This window comes from Pseudodesulfovibrio hydrargyri, assembly GCF_001874525.1.
Taxonomy (GTDB): domain Bacteria; phylum Desulfobacterota; class Desulfovibrionia; order Desulfovibrionales; family Desulfovibrionaceae; genus Pseudodesulfovibrio; species Pseudodesulfovibrio hydrargyri.
On the sequence record NZ_LKAQ01000005.1, the window covers coordinates 42,810 to 68,793 of the forward strand.

General features: G+C 64.0%; 25 protein-coding genes. 17 read left to right on the forward strand and 8 right to left on the reverse strand.

Translation table 11 applies throughout. From position 1 onward, the window contains the following. Nucleotides 1-49 precede the first annotated feature (49 nt). The 4 genes from BerOc1_RS17505 to aat all read left to right on the forward strand — a co-directional run bounded on the left by BerOc1_RS17505 (nt 50) and on the right by aat (nt 4,104). Complete coding sequence (locus tag BerOc1_RS17505) at nt 50-646, forward strand: class IV adenylate cyclase (RefSeq protein ID WP_071547213.1); 597 nt, start codon at nt 50-52, stop codon at nt 644-646. A gap of 80 nt (nt 647-726) precedes the next feature. Beyond that, entirely contained in the window at nt 727-1,041 is a 315-nt protein-coding gene (gene clpS / locus BerOc1_RS17510; protein ID WP_071547214.1) for an ATP-dependent Clp protease adapter ClpS, read from the forward strand. Nucleotides 1,042-1,044: 3 nt separating this feature from the next. Then, the gene (gene clpA, locus BerOc1_RS17515) at nt 1,045-3,366 is read left to right on the forward strand and encodes an ATP-dependent Clp protease ATP-binding subunit ClpA (RefSeq protein ID WP_071547215.1); all 2,322 of its coding nucleotides are present in this window, start codon (nt 1,045-1,047) and stop codon (nt 3,364-3,366) included. Between the two features lie 45 nt (nt 3,367-3,411). Next, nucleotides 3,412-4,104, forward strand: coding sequence for a leucyl/phenylalanyl-tRNA--protein transferase (gene aat / locus BerOc1_RS17520; RefSeq protein ID WP_071547216.1), 693 nt, complete (start codon nt 3,412-3,414; stop codon nt 4,102-4,104). Between the two features lie 7 nt (nt 4,105-4,111). Here aat and BerOc1_RS17525 read toward each other — a convergent pair whose 3' ends face one another. After that, the gene (locus BerOc1_RS17525; RefSeq protein ID WP_071547217.1) at nt 4,112-4,591 is read right to left on the reverse strand and encodes a hypothetical protein; all 480 of its coding nucleotides are present in this window, start codon (nt 4,589-4,591) and stop codon (nt 4,112-4,114) included. A gap of 84 nt (nt 4,592-4,675) precedes the next feature. Between BerOc1_RS17525 and uvrB the strand changes: the two genes are divergently transcribed. Genes uvrB through dapB form a run of 4 tightly spaced genes read left to right on the forward strand, consistent with a single transcriptional unit; the run spans nt 4,676 to nt 10,609 of the window. Then, on the forward strand, nt 4,676-6,679 hold the full coding sequence (uvrB, locus tag BerOc1_RS17530) for an excinuclease ABC subunit UvrB (protein ID WP_071547218.1): 2,004 nt from the start codon (nt 4,676-4,678) through the stop codon (nt 6,677-6,679). A 36-nt stretch (nt 6,680-6,715) separates the two neighbouring features. Then, a complete protein-coding gene (locus tag BerOc1_RS17535; RefSeq protein WP_129586581.1) occupies nt 6,716-7,717 on the forward strand; it encodes a potassium channel family protein in 1,002 nt (333 codons plus the stop codon). Between the two features lie 23 nt (nt 7,718-7,740). Further along, on the forward strand, nt 7,741-9,795 hold the full coding sequence (ligA, locus tag BerOc1_RS17540; RefSeq protein WP_071547220.1) for an NAD-dependent DNA ligase LigA: 2,055 nt from the start codon (nt 7,741-7,743) through the stop codon (nt 9,793-9,795). A 37-nt stretch (nt 9,796-9,832) separates the two neighbouring features. After that, a complete protein-coding gene (gene dapB / locus BerOc1_RS17545; RefSeq protein WP_071547221.1) occupies nt 9,833-10,609 on the forward strand; it encodes a 4-hydroxy-tetrahydrodipicolinate reductase in 777 nt (258 codons plus the stop codon). A gap of 507 nt (nt 10,610-11,116) precedes the next feature. On the opposite strand, the gene cls is transcribed toward dapB, so the two are convergent. After that, on the reverse strand, nt 11,117-12,565 hold the full coding sequence (cls, locus tag BerOc1_RS17550) for a cardiolipin synthase (protein WP_084641730.1): 1,449 nt from the start codon (nt 12,563-12,565) through the stop codon (nt 11,117-11,119). A gap of 96 nt (nt 12,566-12,661) precedes the next feature. Between cls and BerOc1_RS17555 the strand changes: the two genes are divergently transcribed. Then, nucleotides 12,662-14,014, forward strand: coding sequence for an MATE family efflux transporter (locus BerOc1_RS17555; RefSeq protein WP_071547223.1), 1,353 nt, complete (start codon nt 12,662-12,664; stop codon nt 14,012-14,014). Nucleotides 14,015-14,087: 73 nt separating this feature from the next. Here BerOc1_RS17555 and BerOc1_RS17560 read toward each other — a convergent pair whose 3' ends face one another. Both BerOc1_RS17560 and BerOc1_RS17565 read right to left on the reverse strand, forming a co-directional pair. Further along, nucleotides 14,088-14,432 (reverse strand): Hpt domain-containing protein, encoded by a 345-nt coding sequence (locus tag BerOc1_RS17560; RefSeq protein ID WP_084641733.1) that lies wholly within the window; start codon nt 14,430-14,432, stop codon nt 14,088-14,090. A gap of 108 nt (nt 14,433-14,540) precedes the next feature. Continuing rightward, the gene (locus BerOc1_RS17565; RefSeq protein ID WP_071547224.1) at nt 14,541-15,170 is read right to left on the reverse strand and encodes a CPBP family intramembrane glutamic endopeptidase; all 630 of its coding nucleotides are present in this window, start codon (nt 15,168-15,170) and stop codon (nt 14,541-14,543) included. Nucleotides 15,171-15,460: 290 nt separating this feature from the next. Between BerOc1_RS17565 and BerOc1_RS17570 the strand changes: the two genes are divergently transcribed. Next, on the forward strand, nt 15,461-16,183 hold the full coding sequence (locus BerOc1_RS17570; protein WP_071547225.1) for a substrate-binding periplasmic protein: 723 nt from the start codon (nt 15,461-15,463) through the stop codon (nt 16,181-16,183). Between the two features lie 78 nt (nt 16,184-16,261). On the opposite strand, the gene BerOc1_RS17575 is transcribed toward BerOc1_RS17570, so the two are convergent. Further along, nucleotides 16,262-16,693 carry an ACT domain-containing protein gene (locus BerOc1_RS17575; RefSeq protein ID WP_071547226.1) on the reverse strand — a complete coding sequence of 144 codons (432 nt, stop codon included), beginning with the start codon at nt 16,691-16,693 and terminating at the stop codon, nt 16,262-16,264. Between the two features lie 26 nt (nt 16,694-16,719). Then, on the reverse strand, nt 16,720-18,024 hold the full coding sequence (locus tag BerOc1_RS17580; protein WP_071547227.1) for a phenylacetate--CoA ligase family protein: 1,305 nt from the start codon (nt 18,022-18,024) through the stop codon (nt 16,720-16,722). A gap of 326 nt (nt 18,025-18,350) precedes the next feature. Between BerOc1_RS17580 and BerOc1_RS17585 the strand changes: the two genes are divergently transcribed. The 7 genes from BerOc1_RS17585 (at nt 18,351) to BerOc1_RS17615 (ending at nt 24,283) form a co-directional block, all read left to right on the forward strand. Then, entirely contained in the window at nt 18,351-18,938 is a 588-nt protein-coding gene (locus BerOc1_RS17585; protein ID WP_071547228.1) for a nitroreductase family protein, read from the forward strand. Between the two features lie 31 nt (nt 18,939-18,969). Next, nucleotides 18,970-19,344: a ribosome silencing factor gene (gene rsfS, locus BerOc1_RS17590; RefSeq protein ID WP_084641739.1), complete on the forward strand. Its 375-nt coding sequence runs from the start codon at nt 18,970-18,972 to the stop codon at nt 19,342-19,344. 13 nt (nt 19,345-19,357) lie between these two features. Beyond that, entirely contained in the window at nt 19,358-20,887 is a 1,530-nt protein-coding gene (gene gpmI, locus BerOc1_RS17595; protein ID WP_071547418.1) for a 2,3-bisphosphoglycerate-independent phosphoglycerate mutase, read from the forward strand. Between the two features lie 2 nt (nt 20,888-20,889). Beyond that, on the forward strand, nt 20,890-21,132 hold the full coding sequence (locus tag BerOc1_RS17600; protein WP_014320939.1) for a hypothetical protein: 243 nt from the start codon (nt 20,890-20,892) through the stop codon (nt 21,130-21,132). A gap of 136 nt (nt 21,133-21,268) precedes the next feature. Next, complete coding sequence (locus tag BerOc1_RS17605; RefSeq protein ID WP_129586582.1) at nt 21,269-21,925, forward strand: hypothetical protein; 657 nt, start codon at nt 21,269-21,271, stop codon at nt 21,923-21,925. Nucleotides 21,926-22,352: 427 nt separating this feature from the next. After that, nucleotides 22,353-23,738, forward strand: coding sequence for a methyl-accepting chemotaxis protein (locus tag BerOc1_RS17610; RefSeq protein WP_242653089.1), 1,386 nt, complete (start codon nt 22,353-22,355; stop codon nt 23,736-23,738). A 167-nt stretch (nt 23,739-23,905) separates the two neighbouring features. Beyond that, nucleotides 23,906-24,283: an OsmC family protein gene (locus BerOc1_RS17615; RefSeq protein WP_071547419.1), complete on the forward strand. Its 378-nt coding sequence runs from the start codon at nt 23,906-23,908 to the stop codon at nt 24,281-24,283. Nucleotides 24,284-24,392: 109 nt separating this feature from the next. Here the strand turns inward: BerOc1_RS17615 and BerOc1_RS17620 are convergent, their stop codons facing one another. Both BerOc1_RS17620 and BerOc1_RS17625 read right to left on the reverse strand, forming a co-directional pair. Beyond that, a complete protein-coding gene (locus BerOc1_RS17620; protein ID WP_071547231.1) occupies nt 24,393-25,295 on the reverse strand; it encodes a DMT family transporter in 903 nt (300 codons plus the stop codon). A 5-nt stretch (nt 25,296-25,300) separates the two neighbouring features. After that, nucleotides 25,301-25,960: an LOG family protein gene (locus BerOc1_RS17625; RefSeq protein WP_071547232.1), complete on the reverse strand. Its 660-nt coding sequence runs from the start codon at nt 25,958-25,960 to the stop codon at nt 25,301-25,303. Nucleotides 25,961-25,984: the final 24 nt, after the last annotated feature.

Here is a 25,984-nt window from a genome sequence, read left to right on the forward strand (position 1 = left end):
CATTTCGATATCCTTGGGTAAGGTATATCAACACACGGAGAGAAAGCCAATGGCGCTGGAATGCGAATTGAAATACCTGGAGGCCGACCTGGCCGATCTGGCCGACCGGTTGCGCCGGGCCGGGGCGACGACTTCGGGCCGCTACTTTGAGGCCAACACGGTCTTCGACCGGCCCGACCGCTCCCTGAAGCGCGACGGCATCCTCCTGCGCCTGCGCGAGAAGCAGGGCAGGGCCGTGCTCACTGTCAAGCGTCCGCCCGAGGCTCCGGCGCCGTCGGCGCTCAAGATCTTCGAGGAGATCGAAACCGGGGTGGACGACGGCGCGGCCATGGCCGAGGCCCTCGAAACCCTGGGGTTCGCCCCCGCCTTCCGCTACGAAAAGGTCCGGGAGAAGTGGCGGCACATGGATTGCGCCGTCTGCTTGGATCGCTTGCCCTTCGGGGATTTCGTGGAAATCGAGGGGGATGAGGCGCAGGTCCTGGCCTGCGCCGCGTGGCTCGGCCTGAACGCGGCCTGCACCACCAAGGCCACCTACCATGGCCTGAATATCGAATACCGTGTGGAGAAGGGCTTGGAACCGGACGAGAATTTCGTGTTCGGCTCTGCCGAAAGGGCGGCCCTGTTGGACGAACTTGATAAACTTTGACCGTCGGCCCTCGACAGCCGGGTAAAAGGAATTTATATTGGGAGCTAGGAAATACAAAGGATTGGTGGAGTCGAACCGATATGAGCGACCCTTTTACCGGGGACCGTTTCGATTCGGAACTCCTTGGCCGACACGAGGTCAAGGAACCGAAAAAGTATAAGGTCCTGTTGCATAACGACGATTACACGACCATGGATTTTGTGGTCGAGGTCCTGGTGCGCGTCTTCCGCCGGACAGAGGCGCAGGCCACGGCGATCATGCTCTCCGTGCACAACGAAGGGTACGGAGTGTGCGGCGTGTATACCGCCGAAGTGGCCGAAACCAAGGTGGATCTGGTGCACCGGCTGGCCAAAAGCGCGGGTTTCCCGCTCAAGTGCAGCATGGAAGGTGAATAGAATATGACGATGCTGAGCAAGGAACTGGAAAGTGCGTTGACCTCCGCGGTCAATGAGGTGAAGCGTCGGAACCACGAGTTCCTGACGCTCGAACACCTGCTGTACGCCATCTCCATAGGCGAACAGGGCGAGGAGATCCTCGAGGCCTGCGGCGCGGAGATGGAACGGCTCAGGGACCAGCTCGGGCGGTTCTTCGTGGAGAACATGGAGGCCCTGCCCGAGGGAACCGAATCCGAGGTCATACAGACACTGGGCGTGCGCCGTGTGTTGCAGCGCGCCGTGTGGCAGAAAAAGGCCTCGGGCAAGAATACCGTGGAGGTGGGCGACGTCCTGGCGGCCATGTTCGACGAGGAGGATTCCTACGCGGTCTACTTCCTGCGTACCCACGACGTCTCCCGGCTCGACATCCTGGAATTCATCTCGCATGGCATGTCCATGAGCGAGGACTGGAACGACCTGGGCGACGACCAGCCGTCCAAGGCCGATTCCCTGGAAGGGCGTCCCGGCGAGAAGAAGAGCCCGCTCAAGGAGTTCACGGTCAACCTGACCGACCGGGCGGCCCACGGGCTCATCGACCCGCTCATCGGCCGGACCTCGGAACTGGAGCGGACCATCCAGGTGCTCTCGCGGAGGCGCAAGAACAACCCCATCTTCGTGGGCGACCCGGGCGTGGGCAAGACCGCCATGGCCGAGGGCCTGGCCCTGATGATCGTCGAGGGCAGGGTGCCCAAGGAGTTCATCAACGCCGAGGTCTACAGCCTGGACATGGGCTCGCTGCTGGCGGGCACCAAGTACCGGGGCGACTTCGAGGCGCGGCTCAAGGGGGTCCTGGCCGAACTCAAGCAGAACCGCGACGCCATCCTGTTCGTGGACGAGATCCACACCATCGTGGGCGCGGGGTCGGTTTCGGGCGGGTCCATGGACGCCTCCAACATCCTCAAGCCCCTGTTGCAGTCCGGCGAGATCCGCTGTATCGGCTCGACCACCTTCGAGGAGTACAAGAACCATTTCGAAAAGGACCGCGCCCTGTCGCGCCGGTTCCAGAAGATCGAGATCAACGAGCCCACCGTGGAGGAGACCATCGCCATCCTCAAGGGCTTGCAGTCCCACTACGAGCAGTTCCACGGGGTCAACTACACCCACTTCGCCCTCAAGGCGGCGGCCGAACTGTCCGAGCGGCACATCACCGACCGCTACCTGCCGGACAAGGCCATCGACGTCATGGACGAGGTCGGGGCGCTGTACAAGCTCTCCGGCCGGCCGCGCAAGGGCGACCGCATCAAGGTTTCGGACGTGGAGAAGGTCGTGGCCCGCATGGCCCGCATCCCGGCCCGCAGGCTGACCATGTCCGACCGCGAGCGGCTGAAGAGCCTGGAGAGCGATCTCAAGTCCGTGGTCTTCGGCCAGGACGAGGCCGTGGCGGCCCTGTCCAAGTCCATCAAGCGCTCCCGCGCGGGCATGCGCCAGGTGGGCCGTCCCGTGGGCAGTTTCCTGCTGACCGGTCCCACCGGCGTGGGCAAGACCGAACTGGCCCGGCAGCTGGCCAAGGTCCTGGGCATCGGGTTTTTGCGCTTCGACATGTCCGAGTACATGGAGAAGCACGCCGTGGCCCGGCTCATCGGCGCGCCTCCGGGCTACGTGGGCTTCGACCAGGGCGGGCTGCTGACCGAGGGCGTGCGCAAGAAGCCGCACTGCGTGGTCCTGTTCGACGAGATCGAGAAGGCCCATCCCGACGTCTTCAACATTCTGCTCCAGGTCATGGACTACGCCACCCTGACCGACAACAACGGGCGCAAGGCGGACTTCAGGCACGTCATCCTGCTGATGACCTCCAACGCGGGCGCCCGCGAGATGTCCAAGGGGGCCATCGGCTTCAAGCGTGACGAGAATTCCGACCGCAAGGGCGAGGCCATGAAGGCCCTGGAGAACCTCTTCAGCCCCGAGTTCCGCAACCGGCTCGACGCCACCGTGACCTTCCACTCGTTGGAGCAGCCGGTCATGGAACGGATCGTGGACAAGTTCATCAAGGAGCTCAACGACCAGTTGCAGGACCGCCGCGTGGTGGTAGCCCTGACCGACGCGGCCCGGGCGCGGCTGGCCGTGCTCGGCCATGACACCGCCATGGGCGCGCGTCCCATGGGCCGGGTCATCCAGACCGAGATCAAGGACGTCATCGCGGACGAACTGCTCTTCGGCTCCCTGACCCGGGGCGGGGTGGTCACCGTGGACGTGGCCGGAAAGAAAAAGAAGTCCAAGAAGACTCCGTTGGTCGGCGAGTCCGGAGAATTCGCGTTCTCCTTCGACCCTGTCGGCGCCAAGCAATAGACCGGACACGGAGGGCGGCGCGGGCCGCCCTCCCTTTTACGATCCATGACCATCTACCGCCTGTTCGACGAACCCGTGTTTCCCGACCCGGAAGAGGCCGATCCGGACGGGCTGCTCGCCGTGGGCGGCGATCTCTCGCCCCAGCGGCTGCTCAACGCCTACGCCAACGGCATCTTTCCCTGGTACGCGGAGAATTCCCCCATCCTGTGGTGGTCCACCAGCCCGAGGCTGGCGCTCATCCCGGACGAACTGCACGTGCCGCGCAGCCTGCGCAGGGTGCTCAACAAGGGGGCCTTCACCTTCACCCTGGATACCCGGTTCGAGGCGGTTATCCGACGCTGCGCCTGCTGCTCCAGGCCCGAGCAGGAGGGCACCTGGATCGTGGACGAGATGATCGAGGCCTACATCATGCTGCACCGGCTGGGCTACGCCCACAGCGTGGAGGCTTGGCAGGGGGCCGATCTGGTGGGCGGGCTGTACGGCGTGTCGCTCGGTTCGGTGTTCTTCGGGGAGTCCATGTTCCACAACGTGCCGGACGCCTCCAAGGCGGCCTTTGCCGTGTTCGTCGAGCAGCTGCGGAAGTGGGGTTTCACCCTGATAGACTGCCAGCAGACCACCCGGCATCTCCTGCGCTTCGGGGCGCGGGAGTTTCAGCGGTTCCGTTTCCTGTCCATGCTCCGCGAGGGATTGAACGCGCCCACCCGGGAGGGAGTGTGGCGGTTCGACGGCCAGGCGTGAGCCCGGCTCAGTCCTCGTCCGCCAGAGGCAGGTGGCGGCTCAGGTCGAAGTACCCCTTGAGGGGGAAGTCCAGGGGATAACTCGGGATTTTTTCGAATTCGATGAACCCGGCGTCCTTGCCCGGCTGGACCTCGGTGAACCCGGCCAGCCCGGCCGGGACAGGAAAGGCCAGCGGGTTGGACCGGATGGTCGTAAGCCTTGTGGAATACTGTTCTTTCAGGTAATTGACGATGAGATCGCGTTCGCCTGCGGTGAACGACTCGAGGATGACCTTCCGGCCTTCGGGCAGAACGGTTTCCGGGGCGGAGGCGTCCCGCTCGACCAGCCCGGTGTAGTCGGACTCCGCTTCCTCGGTCCGCTTCCAGCGGCAGCGGAACAGGTGCACCTCGACGTCGCGCCGCCCCTTGAAGCTCCTGATGACCATGGACAGGGAGTAGGCTCGCTCGCAGGGCACGGGGGAGGCGGGGGTGTTGATGGAGATATCCATGGCGCTGACTCCTGATCGCGGTTACAGGTTTTTTATAGTTACTTACGTGTTTTGGCGGGCCAGCTCAAGCCCGGGTGCGGAAGAATGCCGAATTTCAAGCTAGTCAGCGAATATACCCTCAAGGGCGACCAGCCCCAGGCCGTGGCCGAACTCATCGCCGGGTTGAACTCCGGCGTGCGCGACCAGGTCCTGCTCGGCGCAACAGGCACGGGCAAGACCTTCACCATGGCCAACGTGGTGGCCCAGCTCAACCGCCCGGCCCTGATCCTGGCCCCGAACAAAACCCTGGCAGCCCAGCTCTATACCGAGTTCAAGGGGCTGTTCCCGGACAATGCGGTCGAATACTTCGTCAGTTATTACGACTACTACCAGCCCGAAGCGTACATGCCGCACTCGGACGTGTACATCGAGAAGGACTCGTCCATCAACGACGACATCGACAAGATGCGCCACTCGGCCACCCACGCGCTGCTGACGCGGCGGGACGTGCTCCTGGTGGCTTCGGTGTCGTGCATCTACGGGTTGGGCTCCCCGGACTTCTACGCCAAGATGGTCATTCCCGTGGAAGAAGGGCAGACCATGGCCATGGACTCCCTGCTCGGACGGCTGGTGGAGATTCACTACGAGCGCAACGACTACGACTTTCACCGCAGCAGCTTCCGGGTGCGCGGCGACGTGGTCGAGATCATCCCGGCCTACAACCGCGAGAAGGCGCTGCGCATCGAATTCTTCGGCGACGAGATCGACTCCATCACCGAGACCGACCCGCTCACCGGCGAGGTCAAGGACCGGCTGGTAAAGACGGTCATCTACCCGGGCTCGCACTTCGTGTCCGACCGTGACAACGTGGATCGGGCCATCAACGACATCCGCGACGAACTCCAGTCCCGGCTGGCGTACCTCAAGCGCAACAACAAGCTGGTCGAGGCGCAACGGCTGGAGCAGCGGACCATGTACGACCTCGAGACCATCGAGGAGTTGGGCTACTGCAACGGCATCGAGAACTACTCGCGCCATCTGGACGGGCGCTATGAGGGCCAGCCGCCCGCGACCCTGATCGACTATTTCCCGGACGACTTCATCCTCTTCGTGGACGAGTCGCACATAGCCCTTCCCCAGGTGGGCGGCATGTACCGGGGCGACCGCTCGCGCAAGACCACCCTGGTGGATTTCGGCTTCCGCCTGCCTTCGGCCCTGGACAACCGGCCGCTCAACTATGAGGAGTTCCAGGAGCGCATCCATCAGGCCGTGTACGTCTCGGCCACGCCCGGCCCGCTGGAGCTGGACCTGGCCCAGGGCGTGGTGGTGGAGCAGATCATCCGGCCCACCGGGCTGCTGGACCCGGAGATCGAGGTCCGCAAGACGCAGGGACAGATTGACGACCTGCTGGCGGAGTGCAAGAAGAGGCAGGCCAAGGACGAGCGGGTCCTGGTGACCACGCTGACCAAGCGCATGGCCGAGGACCTGAACGACTATCTGAACCAGATGGGCGTGCAGGCCAAATATCTGCACTCGGACATCGACACGCTGGAGCGCATGGCCATCATCCAGGCGCTCCGGGCAGGCGAATTCTTCGTCCTGGTGGGCATCAACCTCCTGCGCGAGGGGCTGGACATCCCCGAGGTGTCCCTGGTGGCCATCCTGGACGGTGACAAGGAAGGGTTCCTGCGTTCCACGCGCTCGCTCATACAGACCTTCGGCCGGGCCGCCCGGAACGCGGACGGAAGGGTTATCCTGTATGCGGACAAGGTCACGGACTCCATGGCCGAAGCCATGGAGGAGACCGAGCGCAGGCGGGAGAAGCAGCAGGAGTACAATCGGGTCAACGGCATCACGCCGACCACCATCCGCAAGAAGGTGGACAATCTTTTCGGAGAGCTCGGAGGCCGTGGTGACAAGGACGGAGCCGTGGCCCTGGCCGCCGAGGACGGGGTGGACTACGGCGCGGACCAGAAGACGCTGAACAAGACCGTCAAGCGGCTGGAGCGCGAAATGCGCGAGGCCGCCAAGGAACTGGAATTCGAACGGGCCGCGAAACTCAGGGACCGCATCGCCCGAATCCGCGAGCGGATGCTGGAACTGGGGTAAGGGATGAAGGGCACTTTTCATCGACGGATGCTGCGCATGCGCGCCAGGCTGGGCTCCTTCTGGAGCATCCTCCTCGGCGTCGTCTATCTCGTCCTGATCTTCCTGCTCGGCATCGGCTTCTACATGATCTACGAGCACTGGGACCTGGCCAGCTCCTTCTACATGGTGGTCATCACCCTCTCCACCGTGGGATTCATGGAGGTCAACCAGCTCTCTCCGGAAGGGCGCGTGTTCACGGCCTTCCTGATCATGCTCGGTGTGGGCGGCTTCGTGTACATCGCGGGCGCGTTCGCCCAGGTGCTCATTGACGGGCGACTGCAAATAATGTGGGGTAAGCACAGAATGATGAAGATGATCAGCAAGTTGAGGAACCATTTTATCGTCTGCGGCCACGGCCGCATCGGCAGCATCGTGGTCCAGGAGATCATGAAGGACGGCCACGACGTGGTGGTCATCGAGAACGATCCCGCCCTCATCGACAAGATGGAGCAGGAGGGCATCCTGTGCCTCGAGGGCGACGCCACCAGCGACGCCGTGCTCATCAGCGCCGGGCTTCCCTATGCCAGGTCCCTGATCTCGGCCGTGACCAGCGAAGCGGCCAACGTCTACGTCACCCTGACCGCGCGCCAGCTCAATCCGACCATCACCATCGTGGCCCGGGCTGGGGACAAGTCGCACATCTCCCGGCTGGAACTGGCCGGGGCGAATCGGGTGGTCCTGCCGCACTTCATCGGCGGCCTGCGCATGGCCCAGAGCGTGCTTCGGCCCACGGTGACCAACTTCATCGATCTGGCCGTGCGCGGCGGCATCGACCTCCAGATGGAGGAACTGACCGTGTCGCCCGAATCCGAACTGGTGGACAAGGACCTCATAGAGTCCAAGATCAGGCCCAACTTCAACCTGATCGTCATCGCCATCAAGAAGGAGTCCGGGGAGATGGTCTTCAACCCCGGCCCCAAGGAAGTCATCCGGGCCAACGACACGCTGCTGGCCGTGGGCAAGAAGACCAATCTGGCTGAACTCAGACAAATTTTATAATTATATCCAGGTAGAAAGAGTACATGGTCCCTGAAAGCGTCGCCCGACGCGCGGCCGAGCTGCGCGAAAAAATCGAGTATCACAATCACCGCTATTACGTCCTGGACGCCCCCGAAATCTCGGACCAGGAGTTCGACGAACTGTTTCGCGAACTGGCCGCCATCGAGGCCGGACACCCCGAACTCGACGACCCCAATTCCCCGACCAAGCGGGTGGGCGGCGAGCCCGCCGAAGGATTCACCCCCTACGAGCACGCCCTGCGGCTGTACTCCCTGGACAACGCCATGGACCCGGACGCCTGGTACGCCTTCCATGAGCGCGTGGCCAAGGGCGTGGGCACTGCGGACGTGGCCTACTGGGCCGATCCCAAGATGGACGGCCTGGCCCTGGAGGTCATCTACGAGAACGGGCGCTACGCGCGCGCGGCCACGCGCGGCGACGGCCTGGTGGGCGAGGACGTGACCGGCAACATGCGCACGGTCATGAACCTGCCCATGACCCTGCACGGCGGCGATGTTCCCGAACTCCTCGAGGTGCGCGGCGAAGTGATCATGTCCAACAAGGATTTCGCGGCCCTCAACGCCCGCCAACAAGAGAAGGGTGACAAGGTCTTCGCCAACCCGCGCAACGCGGCGGCCGGGACCATCCGCCAGCTTGATCCCAAGGTGGCCGCCTCCCGCCCCCTGCGCTTCATGGCCTACGGCGTGGGCCGGGTGCAATGGTCCGGCCGGGACGCGGACTGGGCCACCCAGCAGGAGCTCATGGAAGGGCTGCGCGATCTCGGTTTCGCCATCCCGCCCGAGGTCAAGCTCTGCGGTTCGGCCAGGGAAGTGGCCGACTATTTCCTGGAATTGATGGCCGCGCGCGACACGCTGCCCTTCGAGATCGACGGCATGGTCGCCAAGGTCAACGACCGGGGGATGCAGGACGCGCTGGGCTACACCTCCCGCGCCCCACGCTGGGCACTGGCCCTCAAGTTCCCGGCGCATCAGACCAAGACCCGGCTCAATGCCATCCGCATTCAGGTGGGCCGCACCGGCGTGCTCACCCCGGTGGCCGAGCTGGAGCCCGTGGAGCTGGCGGGCGTGGTGGTCTCCAACGCCACCCTGCACAACAAGGGGTACATCGAGGAGCGCGATCTGCGCGTCGGCGACACGGTGCTCATCCAGCGGGCGGGCGACGTCATCCCGCAGGTCCTGTCCGCCGACCTGGACCAGCGGCCCGACAACGCCGTGCCCTTCGTCTTTCCCATGGTTTGTCCGGTCTGCGAGAGTCCGGCCGTGGAGGACGGCGAACGGGTCATCTGTACCAACCCCACCTGCCCGGCCAAGACCGTGCAGAGGCTCATCCATTTCGTGTCCAAGGCGGGCATGGACATGGAGGGCGTGGGCAAACAGTGGGTCCGCAAGCTGGCCGAGGACGGCGTCCTGAACAGTCCGGCCGACCTCTTCACCCTGAAGAAGACCGACCTGCTCCGATACGGAGGCATGGGCGACAGGTCGGCGGAGAATTTCCTCAAGGCCATTGAAAAGGCCAAGGGCGAGGCCCCGCTCTGGCGGCTCATCGCCGGGCTCGGCATCCGCCACATCGGTGAACAGGCGGCACGCACCCTGGCCGCCCGGTTCGGGGATCTCGGCGAGATGTTCGAATCCTCCATCGACGAATTGACCAAACTGGACGGGATCGGCGACAAAATGGCCGAGTCCGTCCTGGATTTTCGCGTGGACGCGGCCAACCGCGAGATGATCGGCCGATTCCGTGAGCTGGGCGTCTGGCCCGAAGGCGGCACCGTGGCCGAGGAACCGTCCGATGCCTTCCCCCTGGCGGGGAAGGTCTTCCTGTTCACCGGGACCCTGCCCGTGACGCGCGACGAGGCCCACGCCATGGTTGAGGCGCACGGCGGCGTGCCGGTCAAGTCCGTCTCCAAGAGGGTGGACTACCTGGTGGCCGGCGAAAAGGCCGGGTCCAAGGTCGCCAAGGCCGGGAAGCTGGGGGTTGAAGTCATTGACTTCGACGCCTTCCAGGCATTACTCGAAGGCAGGACCGCAGTTAGGCAAAAGTCTCTTCTGGACTTTTAGGCATACGTATTTTCAACACGAGACAAGGAGAGATTCCATGACTGTCGACATCGTCATCCAAGGCGCCAAGGGCCGGATGGGCAACACCCTGATCAACATGGCCCTGGCCGACGAGACCCTGAACCTGGTGGGCGCGTGCGAACGCAAGGGCCATGCCGACGGCCTGAACTACGAATGTGCCGTCTCCGACTGCCTCGAAGAACTGCTGCCCAACGTGCCCGGCGCGGTGATCGTTGATTTCACCGCCCCCGAGGGCTCGGTGGCCATGTCCAGGATCGCCGCCAAATACGGCAACCCCGCGGTCATCGGCACCACCGGCCTGACCCCCGAACAGCAGGCCGAACTGGCCGAATCCGCCAAGAAGACCCCGATTTTCTGGGCCCCGAACATGTCCGTGGGCATCAACGTGCTGCTCAAGTTCCTGCCCCAGCTCGTCCAGGCCCTGGGCGAGGACTATGACGTGGAACTGTCCGAGACCCATCACAAGATGAAGAAGGATTCCCCGAGCGGCACCGCCCTCAAGCTGGCCCAGTGCCTGGCCGAGGCGCGCGGCTGGGACTACGACGAGGTCAAGCAGCACTGCCGCGACGGCATCATCGGTGCCCGCCCCAAGAAGCAGATCGGCGTCCAGACCCTGCGCGGCGGCGACGTGGTCGGCGACCACACCGCGTACTTCTTCGGCCCCGGCGAACGCATCGAGATCACCCATCGCGCCCACTCCCGCGAAACCTTTGCCGCCGGTGCCCTGCGCGCCGCCAAATGGCTGGCCCGCCAAAAGCCCGGCAAGCTCTACTCCATGGCCGACATCTTCTAGGCCCTGATTCATACGGAATGTCCAAGGGGAGTCTCTCGCGAGGCTCCCTTTTTTGTGTGCATGCCTCCGGCGGGCCCTCGCCGGGCGGGCGTCTTCGACGGCCGGGGCGCTGCCCCGGACCCTCCCAAACTTTTTGTGTCGCCTGCGGCGAAGAGCGGGGGCGAGGAGGCGTGGGGGGGGGCGGCTGAGAGAAGGGAATAGCTCGGCAGTGCGGTGTCCCGAAGAGTTCGCGCCGAACGTCTGCGGCATGCGGGAAGCCGCCCGGCGCGAACTCTTCGGGACGGTTGCCCACGCCGCCAGGAAGGGCGAAGGGTAGGAATAATCGAGAAGGCGACGTCTTAAACTTTGGTGGAAAGGGACAGATTTAACGCGCTGCCGCCATCCGCGAAGCGGCAGAAAAAGTTTAGGAGGGGAGATGGGGATGGGGGTCCGGGGAAGGGAGGGGAAGCCCTTTTCAAAGGGGTCCCCTCTTCCCCTTCCCCCGGCCGCCGGAGGCGTCTCCCTCCCCTACAAGATGGGCGACAGCAGGCGGGCGAAGCGGATGATGGTCTGGTGGAGGATATTTTTATCGTCGTATTCGTTGGGGCCGGTTTCGATGCAGTGGTTGAAGTCGTCGAGGAACATGCTTTCGACGTCTTTGCAGAAGTCGGGGTCTTCGACGAGCATGGTGATTTCGAAGTTGAGCCTAAAGGAGCGGTTGTCGAGGTTGGCGGTGCCCACGCCGGCCAGACCGTTGTCGGCCAGGAAGACCTTCTGGTGCAGGAAGCCGTCCACGTACCGGAAGACGCGGATGCCGGGCTGGCCGAGTTCCTTGAGGCAGGCGAATCCGGCCAGGTAGACCATCAGGTGGTCGGGTTTTTTGGGCAGCATGATGCGCACATCCACGCCACGCATGGCGGCCATCTGCAACGCCTTCATGACCGAGGTGTCGGGCACGAAGTAGGGACTGGCTATCCAGAACCGTTCCTTGGCCGAGGCAATGGCCTGGATGAACATGAGCGAGCAGTTCTCCAGGGCATCCACCGGGCCGGTGGGCAGGGCCAGGACCTCGGCGTCGCCCTGCCTTGCGGGCATGGACAGGTCCAGGTCCGGGATCTCACTGGTGGCCCAGTACCAGTCCTTGCCGAAGCAGACCTGGATGGGCAGCACGGCCGGGCCGGAGATGCGGGCGTGGGTGTCGCGCCAGCCGCCGTAGCCGTTGTCCTTGCCGCCGAGGTATTCGGTGCCCACGTTGTGGCCGCCGACAAAGGCGGTGTGGCCGTCTACGACCACGATCTTGCGGTGGTTGCGAAAATTGAGCTGGAAGCGGTTGCCCGGCCCGCGCGTGGTGTGGAAGGGGTGGGCCTCGACCCCGGCGGCGCGCAGGGTTTCCCAATAGGCGGCCGGTGTCGTGTAGCTGCCCAGTTCGTCGTACAGGAAACGGACGCGCACGCCTTCGCGGGCCTTGCGCACGAGCAGCTCCCCGAGCTCCTTGCCCAGGGAGTCGTCGCGCACGATGTAGAACTGGATCAGCACGTATCGTTCGGCGGCTTCGATGGCGGCGAAGACGGCTTCGAAGGTGGCGGTGCCGTTGACCAGCAACTCCATGGCGTTGCCGCCCAGAAAGGGCGATTCGGCCAAGGTCTCGAAGACCGTGCGCGGCAGGTGCGGGAGCCTGCGTTCGGACAGCGGGGTGACGGGCGGCACGTCGTGGCGGTCGCCGATGCGCCGCTGGAACTCTTTCCGGCCGGTACGCATGGCGTCCACGTAGCCATGGAACTTGGACCGGCCGAAAATCCAGTACAGGGGCAGGGTGACGATGGGGAAGGTGACCAGGGAGATGGCCCAGGCCACGGCTCCCTGCGGGGTGCGCGTCTCGCGGATGGCGACCAGGGCGGTGAAAATGCCGGTGATCTCGATGGCGGTGTAGAGCAGGCTGGCGAGGCCGAGCAGAAAGGACATTTCCAAAGATTCCATGGGAGTTATTGGTAACAGAAAAGCGTTTGAAAGGGAAAGCTTTGCTTGTCATCGCCGGGGGGATGTGCTCAGGCTAATCCGGCAGGAGACAACACGGTGCAGGACAATCCGAAACAACCGCCTCAACGGCATCCCTTTCTGGACAGGCCCAACCGGACGCTCGTCCGCATGGCCCTGCCCGTTCTCTTTTCCCTGGTGGCCGAGCCGCTGACAGGCCTGGCGGACACAGCCTTCGTGGCGCGCATACCCGGCTCGGAGCCGGTGGCCGCCCTGGGTGTGGGGACCATGGCCTTTTCGGCCATATTCTGGGCCTTCGCCTTCCTTGGCATAGCCACCCAGACCGAGGTGGCGCACAGCGTGGGCCGGGGCGAGGAGGGCCGCGCGGTCAAGGTGGTCTCCCTGGCGGCCCTGCTGGCCGCGGGCATTGGCCTCGGACTTCTGGCCGTGTCCATCTGGTTCCTGTCGCCCCTCGCCTCGATCTTCGGGGCCGAGGGGCTGGTCAACGACTACGCCTGTCAATACATGTTCTACCGGCTGCTGGGCGCGCCCGCAGTGCTGGTCACCCTGGCCTGTTTCGGCGGGCTGCGCGGAGCCCAGGACATGCGCACGCCGCTGTACGTGGCCGTGGGCATCAACGTGATCAACGTCCTGTTGGACTGGTTGCTCATCTTCGGCCACGGGTCGTTTCCGGCCATGGGCGTGGCCGGCGCGGCCATAGCCAGCACGGTCAGCCAGTGGATCGGGGCGTTCTGGTGTCTGATCGCGGTATACCGCACTCTGGGGCTGACCGTTCACATGCGCGGCGCGGGACTGGTCCGGCTTATGCGCGTGGGCGGCGATTTGTTTTTGCGCACCGGGGCGGTGCTGGTTTTCCTGACCCTGTGCACCCGGGTGGCCAACCGGTTTGGCCCGGATCAGGGCGCGGCCTTCCAGGCCACCCGGCAATTCTTCCTCTTTTCGGCCCTGTTTCTCGACGCCTTCGCCATCACCGGGCAGAGCCTGGTCGGCTATTTTCTGGGAGCGGACGACCGGGCCAAGGCCCGCGACGTGGCCCGGCTGGTCTGTTGGTGGAGCTTCGGCACGGGCGTGGCACTGTGCGCGGCCATGCTGCTGGGCACCGACCTGGTGGCCTGGCTGTTGGTCCCCCCGGCTGCCTATGCCGTGTTCGGGCCGGGGTGGATCGTGGTCTCCCTGTCCCAGCCCATAGGCTCCCTGTCATTCGCCACGGACGGCATCCACTGGGGTACCGGCGACTTCGCCTACCTGCGCAACAGCATGCTGGCGGCCTCGGCCGTGGGCGTGGCGTGCGTGCTGGCCGTGGAGTTCTTCGAGCCGCCGCAAGTGCTGGTTTATATCTGGCTGGCCTCGACCCTGTGGACCTTCATCCGGGCGGGCTTCGGACTGGTGCGCATCTGGCCCGGCGTGGGCCGTGCGCCTCTCAGGGGATAGGGCGGGCCGCAGGGCGCGAAAAAGGCCCGTCGGTGTTGCCGCCGGGCCTGAAAAATCGCCGTCGCGGGCCGGATCAGTGCTCGGCCAGATAGTTGAACATGAATTCGTAGGCGTTGCGCATCTCTTCCTCGAGATCGTCCATGAGCGTCATTGCCTTGTCCAGGTCGCCCGCCTTGCAGGCGTTTTCCAGCTGAAGACAACATTCGCGCACGCGCTCCACGCCGATGGTCGCGGCTCCGCCCTTGAGGGAGTGGGCCAAATGGCGCAGCTTCTCCACGTCGCCGGAGGACAGGGCGTCCTTGATACTTTGGATTCTCTTGGGCTCCTGGGAGATGAACACGGTGAACATCCGCTTCATGAACGGGCGGCGATCCGCCATTGATTCCAGGAACTTGCTGTCGACTATTTCCTTTCCCACCTTGTCTCCCGCCTTTGTGCACACCCCTATTTCGCCGATCGCATTCTACCTGTATACTTTGATGGATCGTTTTCGGCAACTGGTTTGCTCACAAAGTGGAGAAGTCGATCAGGCTGGGTTGTAGAAGAACCGGCCGAGGCCGACGGTGAAGACGATACAGCCGTAGGCGGCGTGCTCCAGGGAGGCGAGGAGCAGGGAGCCGGTCCTGCGGTAGGTCCGGGTGAAGATCCAGCCCGCCGGGAGGGTCAGGGCCACGGCCACCCAGTTGGCGAAGACGATATGCAGGAAGGAGAAGGCCAGGACGCTGGCCCAGGTGCGGGCGCGTTCCGTCCTCAGGATGGGGGCGTAGCGGTGGAAGAGGAAGGCCCGGTAGATGGTCTCCTGCGGAAAGGCGGACAGCAGGGGGTACAGGGCCATGACGGCCAACCACAGAAGGGGCCTGGCGCGTGGAAAACCGAAAAGTTGGTCCGGAGCCCAGATAAAAACCGTTATGGCCGAACAGAGGGCGACCATCAGGGACCGGAGGGCTATGGCCCGCAAAAAATGGTTGTTTTTGCGAAGAAAAGTGGAAAATTCCATTTTTGGGAGGAATCCGCCCTTGCCTAGATAGATCAGGCAACCGCCCGCAAAGACGAGGAGCAGGGGGATTTTGGGAAACGGCAACCAGCCGCGGGCGTGGAGCGACGGGAGCAGGCCGAACAGGACCAGGAATTCGAGCCAGAGAAACGGGGCGGGCATGTCGCGTATATACGCGCGGTTGCCGGGCCGGTCCAGCTTATCGGGCGGTTGTCATGCAAACGCCACATTTCTTTTGTTTTCATGTTTTCCACAGATTTTTGCGAAAAAAGTTTCCTGTTCGCACAGTCTGTGGAAACGCTGTGGAATAGGTTTAAATCTTCCGCAATGCCGGTTTATTCGCATCTATCTTTCGGATAAGGGTCTTCTTCCGCATATATGAATGGACGATATCGATGAAGGAGGCTCGGTTGTTCGCAGTGTTCCCTAAGCGGCCTTTTGCGGCGGTTGGCTTGCTGGTCCTGGCGTGGGCGTGCCTGGCGCGTCCGGTCCTGGCCGGCGATTCGGTCACCTTCGCCCTGTTCACCAGGGGGTGGCCGCCGTTCGAGATGGTCGTGGACGGCGAAGCCCGGGGAGCGGCCCTGGACATCTTCCGCGTCACCATGCCCAAGGGCACAGAGACCCGAGTGCTGATGCTGCCCGCCTCGCGCAGCGCCCTCCGGTCGGAAGGGGACACGGTCTACACGCGACTCGAATGCCGGGACTGGCTGGACAACGCCGATCTCTATTTATGGAGCGCCCCCGTGCTGGCGCTGCGCACGGTACTCGTGAGCAGGGGGAGCAGCCCTGTGGAGTATCGGGGCGAAACCAGCCTGCACGGTCTGACCATCGGCTGCATCAAGTCCTACAGCTATCCCAACGTGGTCCCGTTGTTCAACAGCGGCAAGGCATTTCGCTACGACGTGAACAGCGACGTGGTCCTTTTGCGCATGCTCAAGGCGGGCCGGGTGGACGTGGCCCTGTTCGACGAATACACGGTCCGCTGGATCATCCGCACCTCCCCGGAGATGGGGACGGACGATTTTTACATCGCCAAAAAGGAACTGGGCAGCTCGGATTTGCGTTTCGCTTTCAACCGACACCCGGGCTGGGAGGCCCGCCTTCCCGAGGTCAACGAGCGCATCCGGGCCAACCGGCGGGCCGGGGTTTACGACAGGATAATGGAACGCTACTGAGCCTCTTTCGGGGCAATGGCCGAAAAAAAGGGTGAGGGCATGGCGCCTTCACCCTTTTTTCGCGCGGTGGCCGGAGCGCTACATGGCGTAGAGCTTGTCGCCGGGGATGATGTTGATGTCGTTCTTGCGGAGCAGTTCGATGCCCTGGTCCGTGCGGTCGAAGCGGAAGATCAGTACCGCGGAATCGCCGGACTGCTGGACGAAGGCGTACATGTATTCCACGTTGATGCCCGCGTCCTGGAGCATGGTCAGGATGCTGTTCAGGCCGCCGGGCTGGTCGTTGACCTCCACGGCAACCACCGAGGTGCGGCCCACGGTGAAGCCCGCCTCCTTCAATTTGGCCTTGGCCTTTTCAAAGTCGGACACGATCAGACGCAGGATGCCGAAGTCCGAGGTGTCGGCCAGGGACAGGGCGCGGATGTTCACCCCGGCCTCGGAGAGGATGCGGGTGACCTCGGCCAGGCGTCCGGCCCGGTTTTCCAGAAATATGGAGAGTTGATCGACTTTCATGGTGTTCTCCTTGGCTTATTGACTGGTTAGTCCTTGTGGCGGTTGTCGATGATGCGCTTGGCCTTGCCCAGGGAACGCTCGATGCTCTTGGGTTCGACCAGTTTGACCTTGGCGGTGACGCCCAGGAATTCCTTAATGTTCTTCATTACCTTCGATTCCACACGCTGTAAACTCTTGATCTCGTCGGAGAACAGGGCCTCGTTGACCTCCACCTGGACCTCCAGGGTGTCGAGGTTGCCCTGGCGTTCGATGATCAGCTGGTAGTGCGGGGTCAGCCCCTCGGTGTCGATGAGGATGGACTCGATCTGGGACGGGAACACGTTGACGCCCCGGATGATGAGCATGTCGTCGGAGCGGCCGGTGACGCGCCTCATGCGCACGGTGGTGCGGCCGCATTTGCACGGCGTGTAGTTCAGGGTGGTCAGGTCGCGGGTGCGGTAGCGGATGAGCGGGATGCCTTCCTTGGTCAGGGTGGTGAAGACCAGTTCGCCTTCCTCGCCAGGGCCCACGGGTTCGCCGCTGACCGGGTCGATGGTCTCGGCCAGGAAGTGGTCTTCCTGGATGTGCAGGCCGTCCTGGGCGGCGGCGCATTCGATGGCCACGCCCGGGCCCATGATCTCGGACAGGCCGTAGATGTCGATAGCCGTGATGCCGAGCTTCTTCTCGATGTCCGCGCGCATCTCGTTGGTCCAGGGCTCGGCCCCGAAGATGCCGATGCGCAGGGGCAGCTCGCGGATGTCGATGCCCATCTCCAGACCGGTCTCGGCCAGGAACAGGGCGTAGGAGGGGGTGCAGCAGATGACGTCCGGGGCGAAGTCCTTGAGCAGGGTGACCTGCCTTCGGGTGGAGCCGCCGGACATGGGCACGACCGTGGCGCCCAGGGCCTCGGCCCCGTAGTGCGCGCCCAACCCCCCGGTGAACAGGCCGTAGCCGTAGGCGTTGTGGACAGTGTCAGCGGCCGAAGCCCCGGCGGCCATCATGCACCGGGCCACGAGTTCGCCCCAGTTCTCGATGTCGCGCTTGGTGTAGCCGACCACGGTGGCCGTGCCGGTGGTGCCCGAGGAGGAGTGGATGCGGACGATCTGGTCCTTGGGCACGGCGAACATGCCGAAGGGATACTGGTCGCGGAGGTCCTGCTTGACGGTGAAGGGCAGCAGGGAGACGTCCTTCAGGGTCTTGATGTCCTGTGGCTTGACTCCCTTCTCGTCGAATTTTTTCTTGTAGAACGGGACGTTGGCGTAGACCCGCTCGCACAGCGATTTGAGCCTGCGCAGCTGGAGCGCTTCCATGTCCTCCCTGGGCAGGGTCTCGTTCTTCACATCGTAGATCATCCCTTCATCCTCCTTGGGCGGCCTTTGATCGGCCAAGCTGTCCATATGAAAAAACCACGGTCTGATACAGCCCGTGGTCCGCTCTAGCGCCTTCCCCGCGCCGTTCCAAAAGCCACGAGCCTCCTAAAGAGAGCCCGTAAACCAGAAAAAGCGCGCAAATAGGTATTTTTGCATAGGCGAAACAGTGCCCAATGTTCCGGTTTGCGTCAAGGGGTTTGTGGGCTTGAGGCCGGTCAACGGGCGTCCGCCGCGCCGGGCTCGATTGTTGCGGACCAATCCAAAGTGCATTACACAATCGGAGATTAACAATCGACATTGGAGTTGCTATGACATTCAGGGAATTGATGGAGCGCAACCGGTCGCGGCGCAAGTTCGACGAGTCCAGGCCGGTGAGCGCGGATGAACTGACCGAACTGGTGGACCTGGTCCGGTTCATGCCCTCGGGCAGGAACCTCCAGCCGCTCAAGTACATCGTCACCGCCGATCCGGCGCAGTGCGTCGAAATTTTCCCGCTTCTGGGCTGGGCAGGGTACCTCGCCGACTGGAAGGGCCCGGCCGAGGGCGAGCGACCCACGGGATACATCATCATGCTTCTGGACAAGGATGTGGCCGACACGCCCCACTGCGATGACGGCATCGCCTGCCAGAGCCTCATGCTCGGCGCGGTGGAAAAGGGATACGGCGGCTGCATCATCGCCACGGTCAACCGCAAGAAGCTGGCCGCGCTCTTCGACCTCCCGGACCGCCTCGAGATCCTCATGGTCCTGGCCCTGGGCGTCCCGGCCCAGGAAGTGGTCCTGGAATCGCTTCCCTCGGACGGCAGTATAAAGTATTGGACCGGCGAGGACGGCAAACACCACGTGCCCAAGCGCGGGCTCGACGAGATTCTGGTGGGGCGTTTCCCCAAGAATTGACGGTGGTTCACGGTAAACACAAGGACAGACATTGCTTAACAAAGAAAAGAAATTCGCCGAAATGGCGAGCGTCGACAAGGCCCGTGACGTGGCCGGATGGCTCGACGCCAAACAGGGCGAGCGGATCAGCATCATCGACGTGACGGGGTTGAGCTCGGTCACGGACATGATCCTGGTGGTCTCGGCCCGGGGCGTGAAGCACGCCCAGGCCCTGGCCTCGCACATTCTGGACAAGGCCGCCGAAGAGAACATGGAATTCCTGAGCATGGAGGGCCACAAGACCGGCGAGTGGGTCCTGATCGACCTGAACGACGTGCTCGTGCACGTCTTCCTGGACGAGCTCAGGGAGTTCTACAACATCGAAGGCATGTGGACCGAAGCTCCCCGCGTGGAGTTCGAGGCCTAACGGACATATGGACATGGCCGAACCCAAGAAGACACTGCTGCTGATACTGGACGGCTGGGGCATCGCCCCGGACGGCGCGGGCAACTGTGTGCGCAATGCCGCCACCCCGCATCTCGACCGGCTCCTGGCCGAATATCCCTCCACCCGCCTGACCTGCTCGGGACGCGCCGTGGGGCTGCCCGACGGCTTCATGGGCAACTCCGAGGTGGGCCACATGAACATCGGCGGAGGGCGGGTAATCTACCAGGACATGACCCGCATCGACATGGCCATAGAGGACGGCTCCCTGTTCGACAATCCCGTCCTCAAGAGGCTGATGGACAGGACCAAGGCGGGTTCCGGGCGGCTGCATCTCATGGGGCTGCTCTCGGACGGCGGGGTCCATTCGCACCTGCGCCACCTGTTCGCCCTGCTGGACATGGCCAAGGCCGAGGGCGTTCCCGAGGTCTTCATCCACGTCTTCATGGACGGCCGCGATACGGCGCAGAAGGGCGGGCTCGCCTATCTGCGCACCCTGCGGGCCAAGCTCGACGAACTCGGCCTGGGCACGATCGCCACCCTGTCCGGCCGGTTCTGGGCCATGGACCGCGACAAGCGGTTCGAGCGCGTGGAAAAGGCCTACCGGGCCCTGGTGGACGGCCAGGGCGTGTCCATCGACGACCCGGTCGCGGCCGTGGAGGCGCGCTACGCCGAGGGCGAGTTCGACGAATTCGTCAAGCCGAGCGTGGTGGCGGGCGTGGACGGGCGCATCCAGGACGGCGACGGCCTGTTCTTCTTCAACTTCCGCGCGGACCGCGCCCGGGAGATCAGCCGTGCCATCTTCGAAAAGGATTTCAACGAGTTCGACCGACCCAACGTGCCGGTCCCGGCCATGTTCGCGACCATGACCCGGTACGAGTCCACTTTCCCCATGGAAACGGCCTTCCCGCCCGAGGACTACGAGGGCACCCTGGGCGAGTTCGCCTCGGCCCATGGCATGAAGCAGCTGCGCATCGCCGAGACCGAGAAATACGCCCACGTGACCTATTTTCTCAACTGCGGGCGCGAGGAGCCGTTCCCGGGCGAGGACCGGATCATGATCCCGTCCCCGCGCGAGGTGGCCACCTACGATCTCAAGCCGCAGATGAGCGCCGATGAGGTGGCCGACACCCTGATCGCCAAGTGGGGCGAGTACGATCTGTGCGTCTGCAACCTGGCCAACCTGGACATGGTCGGGCACACCGGGATCATGGAGGCCGCCGAAAAGGCGTGCGTGGCCGTGGACGGCTGCGTGGGCCGCATCGTGGACACGGTGCTGGAAAGCGGCGGCCGGGTGCTGATGACCGCCGACCACGGCAACGCGGAGCAGATGCTCGACCAGAGCGGCGCGCCGCACACGGCCCATTCCACCAATCCGGTGCCCCTGGTCTTTATGGAAAAGGGGCGCGAGGACGCGGTCCTGGACGAGGGCATCCTCGGCGATATCGCCACCACCGTCATCGGTCTGTGGGGCATGGAGCCGCCCGCCGGAATGACCGGCAAGAACCTGGTACACAAGGGATAACAATGGCTGAAAGCAAGAAACCCCTGACCCCGGTGAAACCGGCGGCCATGGAAATGATCTTCCTCTACCCCTGCCCGCACTGCGGCCGGGAGGTCCCGCTCATCGCGCCGTCCCGGCCCGCCATGGCCCAGTGCGACGCCTGCCGCGAGAACTTCCCCATCGTGCCGGTGGACGACCGGACCATCCGCTATCTCAAGCTCATCCTGGCCGGGGGCAAGGCGGGCATCGACCCGGATTTCCTCTAGGCGGACAAGCCCCCCAACGTGGTAACCGGGCAAATCGAATGAGACGCAATCCCCTATGGCGGCGCAGTCGTAGGGGATTTTTATTGCGGTCCCGGGCGGTGACGCCGAGCGAAGCGGGCCGCATAGGAGGGTGGGAATGTTTGACGATTCATGGATGAAATGCCGAATCCTTCGAGGTTGCGGGCAACGAGTCTCAGCATGGCTGTTCCTGTTAGTCGTCCTGTGCGCGGTCGGAAGTCCGGTCTTCGCCCGTGCGGGGGGCAGCCCGGAAAAGGCGCGGACCGATGCCCCTGACGATGTCGGCCGCTCCTTTGCCATGGCCTTTCCCGTGGATTTCACGGTCTCCACCGACGCCAAGCAGTTGGCCGCGAAGAGCTATTTTCCCCTGGACGACGGCTCCATGCGCCTCGGCGGCTGCTATTCGGGAGAGGAGTACGCGGGCACGAATTTCGGCAGCGCCTGCATCACGGTCTCGGTCTCGCCGGACGAGGGGCGGGACGGGGATTGCGCCCGGTTCGACGGGGATACCCTGTGCGGGGAGGAGGGCGGTGTCCGCGACGCGGTCGTCAATGGCCTGCGCTTGCGGCGCGCCGATATGTCGGACGCGGCCATGGGCCACCGTCTGGAGGCCCGGGATTATTGGATCGTCCACGACGGACGGCGGTACGACATCCGGCTGTTCGTCGGCTATACGGCCATGGAGATGTACACCCCCGGGGAAAAACGGGAGTTTTCCCTGGAGGATTGTTGGGCCAGGTTGACCGGTGTTCTGAACACCTTTTCCTTCCGCTAGGCGATCATCGACTCGCGGGTCAATTTATGGCCCGTCTTTTGCTTGAGCTACGTATTGTCTTTAATACAGTCTGTTTTGGGGAAGAAGAGGGATAATGAAGAAAAAAGGTATGTACTTGGCGGTATTGGCGGTTTCCTCGGCGATCTTCGGCTCGCCGGTCGGGCCGGAATGCGCCTGGGCTTCAGACGGCGGGGTTACAATTCTGTCAGGATTTTTCGGGGGCTCGGCTTGGGGACTGGTGGTTCCCGGCCTGCTTGGGGTGGTCGCCTGTGCGGTCTGCATCCTGTTGACTGCCAAGATTATTAACAATAAATATAGTGTGTTGAGAAGTGTTTTAGAACGCATGGCCGAGGGCGTATCCCCTGTAGAAGTGCCCGAGGGCGGCGATGACAATTTTGGCAGGATGGCCGTTGATCTGAAAAAGATCGTGAGTTACATCGGCGAGTTGGAAGCCAAGGCCGAAAAGAGCGAAAATGTAGCCCGGGAGGCCGAGGTCCGCGTGAAGGAATCCCTGGCCCAGGCCGCCCAGGCGCGCAAGCAGGGCGAGGCCGCTCGTTGCGAGGGGCTGTTGTCCGCCGCCGGAACCCTGGAACACTCGGTCCAGGCCATCCGCGACCATTCGGCCACCCTCGGGGTGTCCACGGGCAAGGCGCGCGAAGGCGCGGCCGAGCAGCAGCGGCTCATCTCAGAGGCCGCCTCGGCCATGGAGCAGATGAACGCGGCCGTGGGCGAGACTGCGGTCAGCGCGGGTGCGGCCGCCGAGGACGCGGACAAGGTCATGGAACAGGCTGAGTCCGGTTCCGCCGTGGTCGCGCGGACCATCGAATCCATCGGCGCTGTTTCCGAAAATTCCCAGTCCCTGGTCGAGAGCGTGGCCGGGCTCGGCTCCCAGGCCGAGGGGGTCGGCGCGATCATGGGCGTGATTTCCGACATCGCGGACCAGACCAACCTGCTGGCGCTCAACGCGGCCATCGAGGCCGCCCGGGCGGGCGACGCCGGGCGCGGTTTCGCCGTGGTGGCCGACGAGGTGCGCAAGCTGGCCGAGAAGACCATGGACGCCACCCGCGACGTGGGCGTGGCCATCGAGGGCATCCAGGACCAGGTGGCGCGGACCATAGACGGGGTCAAAAACATGTCCGGCCTGGCCGACGAGGCCGCCGGGCTGGCCCGCGAATCCGGGGATGCCCTGAAGGAAATCGTGTCCCATTCCGGGACCAGCGCCGAGCGCATCGGGGCCATCGCCACCGCCTCCAGCCAGCAGTCCGTGGCCAGCGAGGCGGTCACCCGGACCATCACGGCCGTGCATGACATATCCTCGGACACGGACGAGGGCATGGCCGAGGCCACCCGGGCCGTGGACGAACTGAGCCGCCGCGTGGAGGAGCTGGCCGTCATGACCGGCGTGTTCCGCCTGGTGGGCAGCGGCCGGGTCCAGGAGATCATCGGCGCCCTGGCCGAATCCGAGGCGGTCCGGTCCGGACGGCGCGACCGTCTGGAGCAGGCCGTGCGCGACGCCCTGAAGCGAAACGAGTTTCTTGAACTCATGTACATCACCGACGCCGAGGGCAGGCAGACGGTCAGCAACCTCGGGGGCAAGGTCTCGGGCTATGCCGAGGACGCCTCGGCCTTCGGCTCGAACTGGGCCGACCGGCCCTGGTTCAAGGGCGTGGCCGAGACCGGCGCCTTCCACATCTCCGACGTCTATACCTCCTCGGCCTCGGGCCGGGAGTGCATCACCGTGTCCGGTCCGTTCTTTGGTCGGGACGGCCGGATGCTCGGCGTGATCGCCGCGGACGTGAGCGTCTCCGCCTAGCGCCGCCTCCGTTTTTTCCCTTTTGTCCCCGGCATGGGAGCGGGGATGGACCGCCCCGGACGCGCGATGCACGCCCGGGGCGTTGCATTGTGTCCCCGACGGCACTATGGTCTATCTACCGGCGTAGCGCCGGCCGGATCAATCGATTGCAAAAACGAGGTATGACCATGATCACGACCAAGAGCAAACAAGACGATTATCTGACGGAATTCACTGACGGCGACCACGTGGGACAGTGCGACGCCCCGGTGGGCAAGGGCGGCCGGGACGCGGCCTTCACGCCTTTCGCCCTGCTGGAGGCCTCCCTGGCCGGATGCCTGAACATCACCCTGCGCGCCTTCGCCAAGTCGCACGACATCGAACTGGGCCACGTGGAGACCACGGTCACCCTGGTCCCGGGCGAGAGCGGCACCACCTTCGAATACAGCGTCGAACTGCCCGAAGGAGTGAGCGAAAAGGACACCAAGCGGCTGCTCGCGGCCCTGAAGGGCTGCCCCATCCACGGCCTGCTCGGCAAGCCCGTGACCTTTGAACTGAAGGCGTAACAACCGGCGAGACCTCGCGTTTCGGGTATCACCGCAACGCGCGGCTGGCGACGACGGACGGCACGCGACCAAGTCGCGTGCCGTTTTTCTTTCAAGGGAGAAGGGGAGGTCAGGCGCGTTTTCTCGGGGAGTATTGCATCAGGGCGTTGCCCGCGATGATGAAGGCCAGGCCGAACACCGTGGCCGGGTGGATGGTCTCGCCCACCAGGAAGTGGATGAAAACCAGGGAGAGGAAGGGCGACAGGAAGATCAGGTTGGCCACCCGGGCGGTGCCCCCGCCCTCGGGCCGGGCCGCGTATTTCATGGCCGTGAGCCACAGGGCGAAGGTGATTCCCATCTCGAACAGCCCAACGTAGGCGGCGGCCATAAGCGGGCCGGTGGCGAGCGGCGGTATTTCGGAGAAAAGCAGGGTGGCCGCCAGGATGAAGGGGAATCCGGTCAAGAAGCTCAGCAGCAGCCCGGCCATGGGGTCGGCCTGGCTTCGGGTGTTGAAGATCCAGTACAGGGCCCAGATGACCGTGCTGCCCAGGGCCAGGGCCACGCCCTGCAGGCTGGAAAAGCGCATGCCGAGCAGGTCGCCGTGGGTGGAGATGACCACCACCCCGAGGTAGCTGAGCAGGATGGCCATGAGCGCCCTGGCCGAGAGCTTCTGGCCGAGCAGGGGCACGGACAGCAGCGACAGGGTCACGGCCCAGGTGTAGTTTATGGGCTGGGCCTCCTGGGCGGGCAGGAGGTCGTAGGCCTTGAACAGGATGGTGTAGTAGAGGAACGGGTTGAGCAGCCCGAGCAGGGCGCAGCGCACCGTCTCTTTGCGGCCCATGCGCGTCAGTTCGCCAAGCTTGCCCTGAATGAGCAGGATGGCCGCCAGGACCAGGATGGACACGGCGCAGGCGCAGAGCAGCAGTTGCAGCGGGTCGAGGCCGCGCAGGGCTATCTTGAAGGCCGAGGCCACGGTGGACCAGATGGACACCGTGGCCAGGCCGTAGAGCGTGGCTTTCTTGCTGTCGGTCACGACTGCTACACGATGACGTGCTTGCGGATGTAGCTGACCACCTCGTCCACGTCGTCGGTGACCTTGAACAGGTCGAGATCCTCGGCCCTGCAGAATCCGTTGGGGACCATCTGGCTCTTGAACCAGTCGATGAGCCCGGACCAGAACTCGGTGCCGAAGAGGACGATGGGGAACGGCTTGATGCGGTGGGTCTGGATGAGCACCAATGCCTCGGACAATTCGTCCAGGGTGCCGTAGCCGCCGGGCAGGGCCACGTAGGCCAGGGCGTACTTGATGAACATGAGCTTGCGGATGAAGAAGTAGCGGAACTCGCTCTTGACGTTCAGGAACTCGTTGTTCTTTTGCTCCATGGGCAGATGGATGTGCAGGCCGATGGATTCCCCGCCGTTCTCGAACGCCCCCTTGTTGCCCGCCTCCATGAGGCCCGGGCCGCCGCCGGTGATGACCGAGAATCCCGCCTCGGACAATGCCTTGGACAGCTCCACGGTCTTCTGGTAGAGCGGTTCGTCCTGCTTGACCCGGGCCGATCCGAACACGGACACGGCCGGGCCGATCTCGGACAGGTTCTCGAAACCGTCGACGATTTCGGACATGATCTTGAAGAGCCGCCAGGACTCGTGGATGGACAGGTCGTCGATGAGGTATTGCTTGGAACGATGAATCATTGGTTCTCCTGTGCTCCCGGGGCA